11 protein-coding genes are annotated in these 13,463 nt (G+C 67.8%); 10 read left to right on the forward strand and 1 reads right to left on the reverse strand.

Features of this window, described 5'->3' with window-relative positions:
* The first annotated feature begins 86 nt into the window (after positions 1-86).
* From ACFUEJ_RS15575 to ACFUEJ_RS15615, 9 genes are read left to right on the forward strand one after another with little or no spacing between them, the layout of a single operon-like run.
* Positions 87-971 carry a glycosyltransferase family 2 protein gene (locus tag ACFUEJ_RS15575; RefSeq protein ID WP_388030408.1) on the forward strand — a complete coding sequence of 295 codons (885 nt, stop codon included), beginning with the start codon at positions 87-89 and terminating at the stop codon, positions 969-971.
* Complete coding sequence (locus tag ACFUEJ_RS15580; protein WP_388030411.1) at positions 961-2,298, forward strand: lipopolysaccharide biosynthesis protein; 1,338 nt, start codon at positions 961-963, stop codon at positions 2,296-2,298. Before ACFUEJ_RS15575 ends, ACFUEJ_RS15580 begins: the two co-directional genes overlap by 11 nt.
* Positions 2,298-3,983, forward strand: coding sequence for a glycosyltransferase family 2 protein (locus ACFUEJ_RS15585; protein ID WP_388030413.1), 1,686 nt, complete (start codon positions 2,298-2,300; stop codon positions 3,981-3,983). Before ACFUEJ_RS15580 ends, ACFUEJ_RS15585 begins: the two co-directional genes overlap by 1 nt.
* Complete coding sequence (locus tag ACFUEJ_RS15590) at positions 3,980-5,710, forward strand: hypothetical protein (RefSeq protein ID WP_388030415.1); 1,731 nt, start codon at positions 3,980-3,982, stop codon at positions 5,708-5,710. Before ACFUEJ_RS15585 ends, ACFUEJ_RS15590 begins: the two co-directional genes overlap by 4 nt.
* Positions 5,707-6,972, forward strand: coding sequence for a hypothetical protein (locus ACFUEJ_RS15595; protein WP_388030418.1), 1,266 nt, complete (start codon positions 5,707-5,709; stop codon positions 6,970-6,972). The genes ACFUEJ_RS15590 and ACFUEJ_RS15595 overlap by 4 nt, the downstream gene beginning before the upstream one ends.
* Positions 6,969-8,144: a glycosyltransferase family 4 protein gene (locus ACFUEJ_RS15600; protein ID WP_388030420.1), complete on the forward strand. Its 1,176-nt coding sequence runs from the start codon at positions 6,969-6,971 to the stop codon at positions 8,142-8,144. Before ACFUEJ_RS15595 ends, ACFUEJ_RS15600 begins: the two co-directional genes overlap by 4 nt.
* Positions 8,141-8,905 carry an alpha/beta hydrolase gene (locus tag ACFUEJ_RS15605; RefSeq protein ID WP_388030422.1) on the forward strand — a complete coding sequence of 255 codons (765 nt, stop codon included), beginning with the start codon at positions 8,141-8,143 and terminating at the stop codon, positions 8,903-8,905. Before ACFUEJ_RS15600 ends, ACFUEJ_RS15605 begins: the two co-directional genes overlap by 4 nt.
* Positions 8,878-10,089 (forward strand): glycosyltransferase, encoded by a 1,212-nt coding sequence (locus ACFUEJ_RS15610; RefSeq protein WP_388030425.1) that lies wholly within the window; start codon positions 8,878-8,880, stop codon positions 10,087-10,089. Before ACFUEJ_RS15605 ends, ACFUEJ_RS15610 begins: the two co-directional genes overlap by 28 nt.
* Positions 10,086-10,874 carry a glycoside hydrolase family 16 protein gene (locus ACFUEJ_RS15615; protein WP_388030427.1) on the forward strand — a complete coding sequence of 263 codons (789 nt, stop codon included), beginning with the start codon at positions 10,086-10,088 and terminating at the stop codon, positions 10,872-10,874. Before ACFUEJ_RS15610 ends, ACFUEJ_RS15615 begins: the two co-directional genes overlap by 4 nt.
* A gap of 283 nt (positions 10,875-11,157) precedes the next feature.
* Here the strand turns inward: ACFUEJ_RS15615 and ACFUEJ_RS15620 are convergent, their stop codons facing one another.
* Entirely contained in the window at positions 11,158-11,736 is a 579-nt protein-coding gene (locus ACFUEJ_RS15620) for a 2'-5' RNA ligase family protein (protein WP_388030429.1), read from the reverse strand.
* Positions 11,737-11,961: 225 nt separating this feature from the next.
* On the opposite strand from ACFUEJ_RS15620, the gene rpsA reads away from it, so the two are divergent.
* Positions 11,962-13,440 carry a 30S ribosomal protein S1 gene (rpsA, locus tag ACFUEJ_RS15625; protein WP_058251851.1) on the forward strand — a complete coding sequence of 493 codons (1,479 nt, stop codon included), beginning with the start codon at positions 11,962-11,964 and terminating at the stop codon, positions 13,438-13,440.
* Positions 13,441-13,463: the final 23 nt, after the last annotated feature.

Consider the following 13,463-nt stretch of genomic DNA (forward strand, 5'->3'; position numbering starts at 1 on the left):
CGGTCCGACAGGCCGCTGTTGCGGGCATGTCGGTCCGGCCATGTGATGAGCGCTTTCATTCCTGGCCGACCTGAAAAGGGATTGTTATGGGGGAGAATCAATTCACTCCCGGGGGGAGCTCTGCTGTTCCCGGGATCTGGGACCATCTGGCGCCGGGAACGCCACGCCCGACGGTCTCGGTGATAGTGCCTGCGATGAACGAGGCGAAGAACTTGCCGCATGTCGCGGCGCGGATGCCGCCGGATGTCGACGAGATCGTCGTCGTCGACGGGCATTCGGTCGACGACACGGTGGCGGTGGGTCGTGCCCTGTGGCCGGACGCCGTCCACGTCACCCAGACCCGCAAAGGCAAGGGCAACGCGCTGGCGTGCGGTTTCGCCGCTTCGTCCGGTGAGATCATCGTGATGATCGACGCGGACGGAAGCACTGACCCGCAGGAGATCTCGCGGTACGTCGCAGCGCTGGTGAACGGTGCGGACTATGCGAAGGGGTCGCGCTTCGTGGCCGGCGGCGGCAGCGCGGACATCACCAGGGTTCGCCGAGCCGGCAACTGGGGCCTCAACCTGGTTGTGAACACCCTCTTCTCGTGTCGGTTCACCGATCTGTGCTACGGCTACAACGCCTTCTGGCGGCGGTGTCTCGGCGTCATGCAGCTGCCGTCCACGGCAGAGACCGACCCACAATGGGGCGACGGTTTCGAGATCGAGACCCTCATCAACGTCCGCATCGCGGTGAGCGGTCAACGGATCACCGAGGTGCACAGCTTCGAGGCGAACCGGATCCACGGCGAGAGCAACCTCAACGCGGTCCGCGACGGGCTGCGCGTGCTGCGGACGATCCGCCAGGAATTCGCTCATCAGCGGAGGTCGGGCCGATCGGTGACCCCGATCCGTATCGACGTGCCCGCGGCGCCCGCCGAACCGGTACAGAGTGGCGACTCCGGCTGGGCGCGATCCCGCCATGTCAGCTGACCTCGACGCCCGAGACCCATCGACCTCACGGTACGGCGCCCGCCGGGTGCATCGCGACGCATTTGCCGTCGCTGTCGGATCGGCGATCAATGCTGTTCTCGGGGTGGCTTTCTGGGCTTACGCGGCACGTTTCGTGACGCCGGACGAGTTGGGTGTGATGACCGCGATCCTGTCGGTCATCACGGCCGTCGGCTCGGTCATCGCGGCGGGCGTCGGCGACGCCTACTCGGCGGTCCTGCCGGCGGTCGGACGTGACCGTCCGACGGTGTTCAGGCGCGGTCTGCGGCTGGCGTCTCTCCTGTCGGTCGTGGCCGGCGTCGTCAGCGCGGTGCTCGTCGTCGCCACGTTGTCGGAGGTGCGCGCCGACTACGCTGTCGCTGCTCTGATCGTGGTCGGCATCCTCGCCTGGTCGGCATACGGCCTCCAAGGCGCCACGTTGATCGCCATCGGGCGGGCGAACTGGGTGCCGCCGTCGAACATCGCGCACGGTGTCGCCAAGATCGTGCTCCTGCCGGCGCTCGTCGCGACCATTGCATGGCAGAGCGTGCCTCTGGCGGTGGTCATCGCCTCGCTGTGCATGGTGGTGGTGTTGCGTCCGGCGATCAGGCGGATCGTCGACACCGGTGACGGCCTGCCGACGAGCGGAACGATCGAAGAAGGCCGGGCGGTCGTCGAGTTCCATCGCGTCGTCACCCGTACCACCGCGTTGTCCGGACTGAACCTGGGCGTTCTCGCTCTGACGCCGTTCCTCGTCACGCTTTTCGCAGGCCCCGACGAGGGGGCGCGGTTCGCGCTCGTCTTCTCGATCGTGTCCACACTCGATTTCATCGGGGCCTCGATGGCGGTCTCACTCGCGGTCCACGCATCCGGAGCACCCGGATCGGCCCGAGCGATGGCCACGAAACTCCTGTCCCGAGCGGGTGTGGTGACCGTGCTGGGATCGATAGGTGCCGCGGCGGTCGTGCCCGTCGCGCTGCACGTGCTGAACCCGGCGTACGACATGGCCTCGACCCTCGCGGTCGTCGTGGTGTTGTGTGCGGGTTCGATCATCCGTTTGCCCTACCTGGTGTGGGCGGCACTGCGGCAGTCGCAACGTCGACTCCGGGCCCCGCTGGTACTCAGCGGCGCCACCGCGATTCTGTTGTTCGCGCTGATGCCCGTGTTCTGCGCGGCGATGGGAGCGGTGGGCGCTGCGCTGGTCATTCTCGTGCATCAGGCGGTGCTCACCGCCGGAGCCGCAATCGTGTTCGCGCGCAGACATCTCGGTGAGGATGCGCACGGTCGGGGAGTGCTGTCGCGCTTCCGGTCGCAGAAGGAGGGGATGTGATGGGAGACATCACGACGGCCACCGCGCCGACGATGCTCGCACCGGTGAGACGAACCGACGGAGAGGACCCGGTGTGGCCGGGCGCCATCTGGGTGGGCCAGGTCGAACACGGGTCCATCCCATCCGCACGGATACCCGTGATCGACGGTACGGGTTTCGCGGAGGCGCGATTCCTCGTCTGGCGGGGCGGGCAGCCACTCGGCTTCGTCCAGGTCCCGCTCACCGACGGCGCCGTCGACGGCTCGATCCTGCGTGCACGCGTCGCCGACCTGCCCCGGCCCTCGCCGCCTGCGCTCCGGCAGACCTCGCCCGGGGTGTCGGTGGTGATCTGCACCCGTGACCGGCCGAACCACCTGGCGCGCCTGTTGTCGAGCCTCGTCGCCCTCGACTACCCGGAGTTCGAGATCGTGGTGGTGGACAACAACCCGGCGAGCGGTCTGACGCGCCCGGTCGTCGAAGCGGCCTCCGGCGTGTCGGTGCGGGTCGTCGACGCGGTCGGGCAGGGGTTGTCGATCGCCCGCAATGTCGGCGTCCGGCATGCCATCCACGACATCATCGCCTTCACCGACGACGACGTGGTGATCGACGCGCGGTGGCTGGATCGTCTCGTGGTCGGCTTCGAACGCGACGACCGGGTGGCCTGCGTGTGCGGGATGGTCCCGTCGGTGGAGGTCCTCACGCCGTCGCAGGCCTGGTTCGACCACCGGGTGGGCTGGGCGCGGCGGTGGGAGCCGGCGCTCTACGGACTCGACGACCACGCGGCCGACGACGCCCTGTTCCCGCTGCGGGTGTCGGAGTTCGGCACCGGCGCCAACTTCGCGGTCCGCCGGTCCGCGGTCACCGCGCTCGGCGGATTCGACGAGGCCCTCGGCGCGGGGGCGCCGGCCGGCAGCGGTGAGGACATGGACATCTTCGTGCGAATTCTGTTGACGGGCAGTCTACTCGCGAGAGAGCCCGCTGCCATCGTCTGGCACAGCCACCGAGAGACCGTTGCCGAACTCGACAAGCAGATGCATGACTACGGCGTCGGGTTGAGCGCTCTGCTCGTCAAGATGCTGGTGAACCCCCGTACCTCGCTGATGGTCGTCAAGCGGCTCGTGGTCGGTGTCCGGCACCTCGGCGCGGTCACCGAGGTCGAGCACGACGCAGCGCTCTCGGCCGAGCCGGGTCTGGCGACGTTGCGCCGCCGCGAACTGGCGGGAATCGCGCGGGGTCCGTGGCGGTTGGTGCGAGGTCGGATCGCCGGTCGGAGCGGAGCACCGTTGCGGACCCGCAGGCGACGGGTCACCGGGTTCCTGGACTTCCGTCGCGAGCAGATGTGGGGTGACGCAGGCAATTCCATCCTGGCCGGGCGGCTGGCGCGCGTCGCCGTCTGGTGCGGAACCATCGGGGCGCTGGCGGCAACCGGCGTGTTGCCGGGAGCACTGCAGGCGCTGGCGGTGGTGGTGTTCGTGCTGGCGGGTCCTGGTTCCGTCGTCGTCTCGTTCTCCCCGGACCTGCCGGGCTCGGCGCGATGGGCGCTGGTCCCGACAGTCGGCGCGGCTGTCTGCACGCTCAGCGTGACCGCTCTGTTGATGGCAGGTCTCTGGAACCCGTCGGCCGTGCTGGCGGGTCTCGGGCTGCTCACCGCAGCCGGAGGGCTGGCACGCGGTAGGTATCTCGCATCGCGGGTGATCCGGCGATGACGGCGACGACGGTGGCGCGCAACCCCGTTGCCGCAGTCGAGCCGGCCGACGCTACACCGGCCGCTCCGGTCCGCCCGGCGGGGATGGCGGCCGCACCATGGGTGGTGCTCGTCCTGTGTGCGGGGTGTTTCGTTCATGGCGTGCAGACGATCCCGACGTCGGCGTTCAGTCAGTTCGGACTCCTGGCCGGGGCGTCGCCGACGTATGCGATGTCGATCGTGCTTGCTGCGCTGGGATTCGGGATCGCGATTCGCCGGCGCAATGCGCCCGCGGCGGTGGCCGCGATCGTCGCGATGGTCATCTGTCAGCGGCTCCCGCGTGCGATCTCCACCGAGGCGCCGATGTATGCGTGGACCTACAAGCATCTGGGCGTCGTCGACCATGTCCAGCAGAGTCATTCGCTCGCGCACGGTGTCGACGTCTACAACGGTTGGCCCGGGCTCTTCGCGGTCACCGCCTGGCTGAGCGATCTCACCGGCGTCGAGCCGATCGACATCGCGCACGGGTTCACCCCGGTGTTCTGTCTCGCGCTCGCAGGTGTGGTCTACGCAGCGGCGCGCGCCTGGCAACTGACCCGGGACCAGAGCTTGATGGCGAGCTTTCTCGTGGTGACGCTCAATTGGGTGGAGCAGGACTATTTCGCCCCGCAGGCCTTCGCCATCCTGTTGACGGCCGGGATCATCGTTCTCATCGGGCTCTCTCGGAACCGACCCGCCGGGACCGTCGCCCTCGTGATCCTCTTCGCCGCTGTGGCCATCTCCCACCAGCTGACCCCCTACTGGGTTCTGGGCGCAGCCTGCCTGCTCGTCCTGGGTCGACAACTCAAGCCCTGGTGGATCGTCCTGCTGATGGGTGCGGCGCTCGCGGCCGTCCTGCTGTACAACTTCGATGTCGTCTCGCAGTACACACTGTTCTCCGGAGATGTCACCGGCAACGCAAGGACGAACGGGGCCGGACAGACCGGCATGACCGGGCAGGTCGTCGCCAGCTGGGTGATGCGACTGCTCACGGTCGGTCTGTGGGGCGCCACGGCGATCGTCCTGCTGGTCAGATGGCGACGGCGGCAACCGGTGTGGGCGCTGGGCGTCCTTGCGCTCAGTCCGATTCTCATCCTCGGCGGCCAGAACTACGGGGGCGAAGCGGTCTTCCGAGTGTTCCTCTACTCACTGATCGGTTGCGCGTTCGTACTGTCGCCGGTCCTGGTGAGCGGATTACGTGCACGGAGGATGATCCTCGGTCCGACGCTCGCGGTGCTTCTGCTCGTCACCGCGATGGCCGCACACGCCTCCGCGGCGAACTGGTACACGAATCTGATCGGCGACCCGCAGGTAGCGGCGAGCGAAGAGGTGTTGAACGGGAACGTCTTTCCCGCTTACGTCACTCCTCTCCTGCCGGTGTGGCCGGAGCGCAGCACCGGGGACTACGTGCGCTTCGCGGAGTACACCGACACCTACGACCATTCGATGATGTTCCTACCCGGGATGCGCGGTAGGAGTTTCGCGTCCGAGAGCGACTACCAGCAGTTCATGTCGGTCGTGACCGGCCGGGACCGACCCACCTATCTCGTCCTGTCCGAACCGATGCGGGCCTACGGCGCCTACTTCGGTCTGTTCCCCGCCGAAGCGGTGACGAACCTGCGCTCCCATGTGTCCACCGACCCGCGCTGGGAGGTCGTCGACGAGCGGCCCGGCGTGTGGGTCTACCTGTATCAGGAGAATCCGAGATGAAAAGTATCGTGACACGCATTCCCGGGTCCGCCGGCAACGGGTCGACCGAACCCCTCGCCGTGCAGCGGCGCGACCGGCCATGGACGGGCACGGTGCTGAGCCTGCTGCTCGGCCCGGTCGACCTGCCCTCGGTGGACGAGGTGCGCGCCGCGCTGGCCCGGGTGGCGGCCGAGAACCCCCATGCCCGGATCGGATGGCGACTCGACACCGACGCCCTGCGATGGACACCGGGTCAACCCACGGACGACATGGTGACCGAGGGGAAACCGTGGGCCGGGTCCACCGGCCTCGGTGAGGCCGTGGACGCACTGGTCGACAATGCCGATCCGCATCTGCCGCTTCAGTTCGTGGTGTTTCCACGCCATCTCGGGATGGTGGTCTGGCATGCGCTCGGCGACGGACGGAGCAACGGCGCCCTCATCGAGGCGGTGGCCGCCGCCGCGGCCACCGGCGACTACAAGCCGGTCGCCTCGCACCCGTCGGGACGGGCACCGGTCCTCGCTGCCGCCTGGGCGGCCTTCGGTAGAGACCCGAAACGGCTTCGCGCCGCGTTCGCCGACCGGCCGGATCGACCTGAGACACCGCCACCTGGTCCGACGGTGCCGTGGCACCCGTCGCGCAAGACCTTGTACACCGACATCGACGGATCGGTCCGTGACGAGGCGATCGCTGCGGCGCGAGCATCGGTCGGCAAGGTGAGCAACTTCGCGGTCGTCGCCTTCGCAGTGGTCCGGGCACTACGGGCGGCCGGCGTCGACGTCGCGCCGATCTCGAACGTGGTCGTCGATCTGCGAACGTATCTGGACGGGGACTGGATCAACGGGAACTTCCTCGGCTCGCTGCCGATCCGCATCGACGACGAGACCTCGATCGCCGATGTGTCGCAACAGATCCGCTCGGGGTTGCGCACTGGCCGCCCGCTGGCGGGTGCGGTCCTGTCTTCGGCACGCACGGGCGGGCGCCGCCGTCGTGCTGCGATCGCCGATTCGGTCGACCTGGGCTCGCCCGCCGTCGTCTCGTTCTCGGACGTGGGCATGCGTACCGACATCCCGTTCGAGCCCGACGGCCGCCAGGTGTACGCGAGCAGCTCCGAACCCGACGGCCCCCATGGGGTGACGGTTGTCGCATTGCACACCCGCGAGGCGAGTCTGTTGTCGGTGTCGTTCCACGACAACGTGGTCGACGCCAGACGCGTCGACGCCGCACTCGCCGCGCTGACTCATGACTTCGGGTCGTTGGTCGCTGGGAGCAGGGTGCGGTGATCAAGGTACTGGCGGTCTCCCCGTCACCCGAGGTGACCGGTGCCGAACAGAGCCTGCTCAACATCTCGTCGTTCCTCGACCGGTCCGCGGTACGGATGACGTTGGCCGCCCCCGGGGGCGGGACATTCGAGAAACGCTGGCGCGAACTAGGTCTCGAGTTCCACGCGATGGAAGTCCCGGTCCGTCAGGGCTTGCGGTCCGGGGACGGCCGGCAGTGGCACGGTGTGCGGCACCTGTCGGTCAGCGTGTGGCGAACGGTGCAGGCCATCGGCCGTCTCGTGAAGACCGTCCGAGCCGCCGACGCCGACGTGCTCCACTCGAATCTCCTGATGACACATCTCGATTGCGTGATCGCAGGTCTTCTCACCGGCACCAGGCCGGTCCTCGAGCTCCACGAGATCGTTGCTCCCGGTCTCCCGAGACAGCTGTTGGGCGCGATGATCCGGCTGTCCGGTGCCACCATCGCGATCAGCGCCGCCTCGCGCGACCAGGTGCCGACGTGGGCGCGAGCCAAGGTCGTGGTGGTTCCGCAGAGCGTCGATGCCCGCCGATTCGACAACCGAACCGACGACACCGCGGCCGATCCCGGGTGGCGCAGGCTTCTGGCGGCCCGTCCGGATGATCGGGTGGTGGCCGCCGTGGGCCGGGTCGACCCCGAGAAGGGGTTGCACATCCTGGTGAGGGCCGTGTCGCGTGCACGGTCACAGGGCTGTCCCCTGCAACTGGCGGTGGTGGGGTCGCCGGGCACCGACGACGGACGGTATCTGGCAGAGCTGACGGCGCTCGGCGGGGAGCTGCTCGGCGATGCGATCCGGTTCCTTCCGCACACGGAGGACATCGCCGGCGTGCTGGGTGCGGTCGACGTCTTGGCCTGTCCGTCGTTCGAGGAACCGTTCGGCATGATCCTGCTCGAGGCGCAATTGTGTGCGATACCGGTCGTCGCCTGCCGGTCGGGCGGGCCGGCGGAATTCATCGAGGACGGACACACCGGGTTGCTCGTGAGGCCCGGGGACGTCGACGATCTCGCCGCGGCGCTCGTCCGCCTCGCCGAGGACGATGTCCTCCGACAGCGACTCGCGCGGTCCGGCCGAGAACGGGTGTGCGGCGAGTACATCGCTCCGGTGCGTGCCGGTCGGGTCGGTTCGCTCTATCAGCGCGTGGCTGCGCGATGAGGCTCCGGATCGGGATCGGGGTGTTCCTGGCGATGATGCTCGTGGTGACGGCGTGCTCGTCTGTCGACGACGGCGACCTGACCCGCACCAGGGCAGTCGTCGACGGGGAGGCCACCCTGAGCGTCGTCGATCCAGACGTGACCACGCGAGGCGTCGTCGTCTATTTCCACGGTCTCGACGAGGACGAGGCGATCCTCGACAAAGATGATCCGCACCGTGGCCTGGTGCGCGAACTCGCGGATGCGGGGTATGCGGTGGTGGCCAGCCGCGCCGGTGGCAATGCGTTCGGTAACACCGCATCTCAGGCGAATTACGCCGAGCTGGCCGCCTGGGCGGTCGACCGCTACCGGGTGTCCGACATCTTCTTTCTCGCGGAATCGATGGGAGCGATCGCCGCGGTGAACCTGATGGCCGAGGACCGGGACCTACAGCCCCGGGGGTTGGCCGCGATCGGGCCGGCGCTGAGTTTCGAACAGGCCCCCGACGACTATCGCACAGCCATCGCGGAGGCAAATCCCGACCCGGCGGAGGTCGATCCGATGCGACTGCCGGTGGAATCGTTGCGTGGCAACAACTTTCGTTTCTATGTGAGCCCCGGTGACACCCTCGTGCCGACCTCGACGAACGCCGACGCGTTCCGGGGGCGGTTCGGTGCCGTCGCGGACATCTCGATCGTCGAATGCACGGGGCCGCACCTGGATGCGTCGTGCCTGCAAGGAGAGGATGTGGTGACATGGTTCAGCAGTCTCGCCCGATGGTGATCCAGGAAGCGTCTACGCCTTCGGGCCCGGTCACCGGTGTCGATCGGGTCATGGTCGTGGGCTCCGGGCCGCATTTCATGAGCGGCATCAGCCATTACACCCACGCCCTCAGCGAGGCGTTCGGCATGCGGTACGACACCTCGGTCGTCCTGATGCGACGCCTGTTGCCGACCCGGATGTACCCGGGCGCGGACCGGGTCGGCGCGCCGATAGCCGACCTGGACTATCCCCGAGACGGTTCCGTGTACGACGGGGTCGACTGGTTCTGGTTCCCGTCCATGTTCCGCGCTCTGTGGTTGCTGTGGCGCCGCCGCCCCCAGGTCGTCACCTTCCAGTGGTGGACGGGGGCCGTCGCACACAGCTATCTGCTGCTCGCGGTTGTCGCACGGTGCCGCGGATCGCGAATCATCCTGGAGATGCACGAGATCCAGGACACCGGAGAGGTGAAGATACCTCTGGTGCGGCGGTACACCCGCTCGATGATGGCGCTCCTGCTGCGTGTCGTCGACGGCTTCGTCATCCACTCCGAGGCAGATCTCGTGCCGTTGGCGACCACCTACCCGATCGGAGCGAAACCCGTCGAGGTCGTCCGGCACGGGCCTTTCCGGCAGTATTCGTCGAGTCCGCGACCGATGCGAACGGCCCCGCCGGGTTGCGTCAATCTGACCTACTTCGGCACCATCCGGCCCTACAAGGGGCTCGAGGACCTCATCTCCGCATTCGAGACCCTGGAGAATCCGGAACGCTACTGGCTCACCGTGATCGGGGAGACGTGGGAAGGGTGGGAGTTGCCCGCCGAACGCATCGGGACGAGTCCGCTCGCCGATCGGATCACCTTCGTCAACCGCTATGTGACCGACGCCGAGGCAGCGAGCTGGCTCGCCGGCGCCGACGCCCTGGTCCTGCCGTACCGGCGCTCGTCGGCCAGCGGCCCGCTGCACGTCGGGATGTCGCTCGGTCTTCCGGTGGCGGTCACCGACATACCGTCACTCACCGAAGCCGCACACGGCTATGACGGCTGCGTGTTCTTCCCGCCGGGTGACATCGACGCTCTGCGGAACGCTCTCGCCGCCGTGGCGTCGATGCAGGACATGACGTTCGACGACCCCGCGTCGTGGGATCATTCGGTGCAGGCGTACGGGTCGCTCATGGGTCGGCTCGACGCGACAGCCGGTCGCCGATGAACCGCCATCGTGGGCCGGCCCGGGCCGGTCGGAAGACGCGTCGATATCTCTGGTCGGCGGTCGCCCTCGCGATCGTCGGGGCCCTCGTGCTGATCGGTGGTCACCAACTCGGCGTCGGATCGTCGTCCGCGGACTCGGAGCGGTGCACGGCCACCGCCGCCCAACGCGGCGGGTGGGGGAGTCCGTCCAGACTCGATCACTTCGACACCGCGGCGTCGCTGGACAACTGGTGGATCTACGATGGCCCCGGTCACGACGGCAACGGGCGACGGACCCCCGAGGCGGTGTCCGTGTCGGACGGGAACCTGATCATCACCGCCCGCGCGGACGGCAGTTCGGGCGGGATGGCCGTGAAAGGCGGAGGCAGCAAGTACGGACGTTGGGAGATCTGCGCGCGCGCCACCGTGGCGGCGCCGACCTGGCATGCCGTGGCGCTGCTCTGGCCCGACGCCAACGACTGGCCGGTCGGCGGCGAGATCGACTTCATGGAGATCATCGACCCGCTCCGACGGACCGTCGAATACAACCTGCACTACGGCGCCCAGGACGACATCGAGCACCACCGGGTCGATGTCGACGCGACGAAGTGGCACTCCTGGGCCGTGGAATGGACCCCCCGGCGTATCGCGGTGTTCCTCGACGGCGTGCTGTGGGCGCAGAGCACCGACGTCTCGCGCTTCCCGCCCCGCTCGATGCATCTCTGTCTGCAAGTGGACAACTTCGGGGGCGTGACGGTGCCCGGCGGCCAGATGTTCGTCGACCGGGTGGCCGAGTACCCGGTGTAGCGAACGGGTCCCGTCGTTACCGATGGTCGGGGGCCACGCTTGGGTAATCTGTGCGCCGTGGGTGACGAGATCTGCCGTTGCGGTCACGACCGAGCGGCTCATGAGCACTACCGGGCGGGCACCGATTGCGCGTTGTGCGGTGCGCGCTCCTGTCCCCGGTTCCGGCACAACTCCCGAATTCGTCGCCTGCTCGCGGGATTGCCCGGCAAGCCCGGCTCAGGAGGACGGCCCGCCTGATCACGCGGCCCGGTCCGCGACGGTCCGGCGTGGGGGCCAGCGTCCGTCAGCAGGCGCGCCCCGCGAGTACGACGTCGGTTCCCGCGTCCGGGTCCCAGCGTCGCAGTGCGGTGAACTCGCCGACGATCTCGGCGCGTATGTCGAGGATGTCGAAGGCGCGGACGAGCTGTTCGGCGTCCATCCGCCGCGCGAGGGTGACGTGCGGAGTCCACTGCCCGGGAACGGTGTGCGCGAACGGAATTCGGTGACCATCGGTCGAACCCGTCGCCGTCCCGGCCGGTCCGGGGTCGACGAACTCGGCGGACAGCCGCGAGACCTGGGCGTGGACCGACAGTAGTTCGTTCGACGGCACCACGAGCCGCGCGAGCGTGGATCGCCGTCCGCCGCCGAAGACGATCGGAGCGCCGAGCCGCATGCCCACCGGCAGACGCATGGCGACCGCGGCCAGTGCCGCATCGGCGTTTCCGTCGATCCGGGACGCGGCCACCAGCGTCACGTGTGGCCGATTCGTCGGCGACGCGACGCGACCCTGATGGGGGAGTCCGGCTGCGGCGAGGGCGTCCCATTCGGCCCGAACCTGCTGGTCGGACGAGTCGTCGAGGAGGAGTTCGAGTGAGTGCGCCACGTGGGGATCGTCTCATTTTCCGCCGGGCCGCACGTCCTGGCGGCCTCGTGCGACGAGCCATTTGCCCAGCACAATGCCGCTGGAGTAGGCTTCTACACGCGCGTGTGCCCGATGACGCGCGGTTCGCACCTGCCCTGACCGGTGACAGGCCGGTCCAGGTGGTGTCGATCAACAGAGCTTTGCAGAATCGTACCTACTACACACCTGTCCGGAGCAACTCAACATATGTCGTCCCCCACGATCACCTCGCCGCAAGTAGCCGTCAATGACATCGGCACTGCCGAGGACTTTCTCGCCGCCATCGACTCCACGATCAAGTACTTCAACGATGGCGACATCGTGGAAGGCACCATCGTCAAGGTCGATCGGGACGAGGTTCTGCTCGACATCGGTTACAAGACCGAAGGCGTCATCCCTTCTCGCGAACTGTCGATCAAGCACGACGTCGACCCCAATGAGGTCGTCAACGTCGGTGACGAGGTCGAAGCCCTGGTCCTCACCAAGGAGGACAAAGAAGGCCGTCTGATCCTCTCCAAGAAGCGTGCGCAGTACGAGCGGGCTTGGGGCACCATCGAGGAGCTCAAGGAGAAGGACGAGGCCGTCAAGGGCACCGTCATCGAGGTCGTCAAGGGCGGCCTGATCCTGGACATCGGCCTGCGCGGCTTCCTCCCGGCATCGCTCGTGGAGATGCGCCGCGTCCGCGATCTGCAGCCGTACATCGGCAAGGAGATCGAGGCCAAGATCATCGAACTCGACAAGAACCGCAACAACGTGGTCCTGTCGCGTCGCGCATGGCTCGAGCAGACCCAGTCCGAGGTCCGCAGCGAGTTCCTGCACCAGCTGCAGAAGGGCCAGGTCCGCAAGGGCGTCGTGTCCTCGATCGTCAACTTCGGTGCGTTCGTCGATCTCGGCGGCGTCGACGGTCTGGTCCACGTCTCCGAGCTGTCCTGGAAGCACATCGATCACCCGTCCGAGGTCGTCGCCGTCGGCGACGAGGTCACCGTCGAGGTCCTCGACGTCGATCTCGACCGCGAGCGTGTGTCGCTGTCGCTTAAGGCAACTCAGGAAGATCCCTGGCGCCAGTTCGCCCGCACCCACGCCATCGGCCAGATCGTGCCGGGCAAGGTCACCAAGCTGGTGCCGTTCGGTGCGTTCGTCCGGGTCGACGAGGGCATCGAGGGTCTGGTCCACATCTCCGAGCTGGCCGAGCGCCACGTGGAGGTGCCGGATCAGGTCGTCGCCGTCGGTGACGACGCGATGGTCAAGGTCATCGACATCGACCTGGAGCGTCGTCGGATCTCGCTGAGCCTGAAGCAGGCCAACGAGGACTACACCGAGGAATTCGACCCCTCGAAGTACGGCATGGCCGACAGCTACGACGAGCAGGGCAACTACATCTTCCCCGAGGGCTTCGACGCCGAGACCAACGAATGGCTCGAAGGCTTCGAGAAGCAGCGTGAGGCATGGGAGGCCCGGTACGCCGAGGCCGAGCGTCGCCACAAGATGCACACCGCCCAGATGGAGAAGTTCGCCGCTGCTGCCGCAGAGGCCGCCAACGCTCCGACCGACTACTCGTCGGCGTCGGAGAGCCGCGGCGGATCGTCGTCGAGCAGCAGCTCGACCGGCGGATCGTCGGCCGGCGGTTCGCTGGCCAGCGACGAGCAGCTCGCCGCACTGCGTGAGAAGCTGTCGGGCAACGCCTGACACGCCTCGCTCACCGAGCACGA

Source organism: Gordonia sp. NPDC057258 (assembly GCF_042668985.1).
Classification (GTDB): Bacteria; Actinomycetota; Actinomycetes; order Mycobacteriales; family Mycobacteriaceae; genus Gordonia; species Gordonia hongkongensis.

What these genes read in the sequence shown, in the direction of transcription:
- ACFUEJ_RS15575 (WP_388030408.1), top strand. Translation starts at nt 87, where the DNA reads ATGGGGGAGAATCAATTCACTCCCGGGGGGAGCTCTGCTGTTCCCGGG.
- ACFUEJ_RS15580 (WP_388030411.1), top strand. Translation starts at nt 961, where the DNA reads ATGTCAGCTGACCTCGACGCCCGAGACCCATCGACCTCACGGTACGGC.
- ACFUEJ_RS15585 (WP_388030413.1), top strand. Translation starts at nt 2,298, where the DNA reads ATGGGAGACATCACGACGGCCACCGCGCCGACGATGCTCGCACCGGTG.
- ACFUEJ_RS15590 (WP_388030415.1), top strand. Translation starts at nt 3,980, where the DNA reads ATGACGGCGACGACGGTGGCGCGCAACCCCGTTGCCGCAGTCGAGCCG.
- ACFUEJ_RS15595 (WP_388030418.1), top strand. Translation starts at nt 5,707, where the DNA reads ATGAAAAGTATCGTGACACGCATTCCCGGGTCCGCCGGCAACGGGTCG.
- ACFUEJ_RS15605 (WP_388030422.1), top strand. Translation starts at nt 8,141, where the DNA reads ATGAGGCTCCGGATCGGGATCGGGGTGTTCCTGGCGATGATGCTCGTG.
- ACFUEJ_RS15610 (WP_388030425.1), top strand. Translation starts at nt 8,878, where the DNA reads ATGGTTCAGCAGTCTCGCCCGATGGTGATCCAGGAAGCGTCTACGCCT.
- ACFUEJ_RS15615 (WP_388030427.1), top strand. Translation starts at nt 10,086, where the DNA reads ATGAACCGCCATCGTGGGCCGGCCCGGGCCGGTCGGAAGACGCGTCGA.
- rpsA (WP_058251851.1), top strand. Translation starts at nt 11,962, where the DNA reads ATGTCGTCCCCCACGATCACCTCGCCGCAAGTAGCCGTCAATGACATC.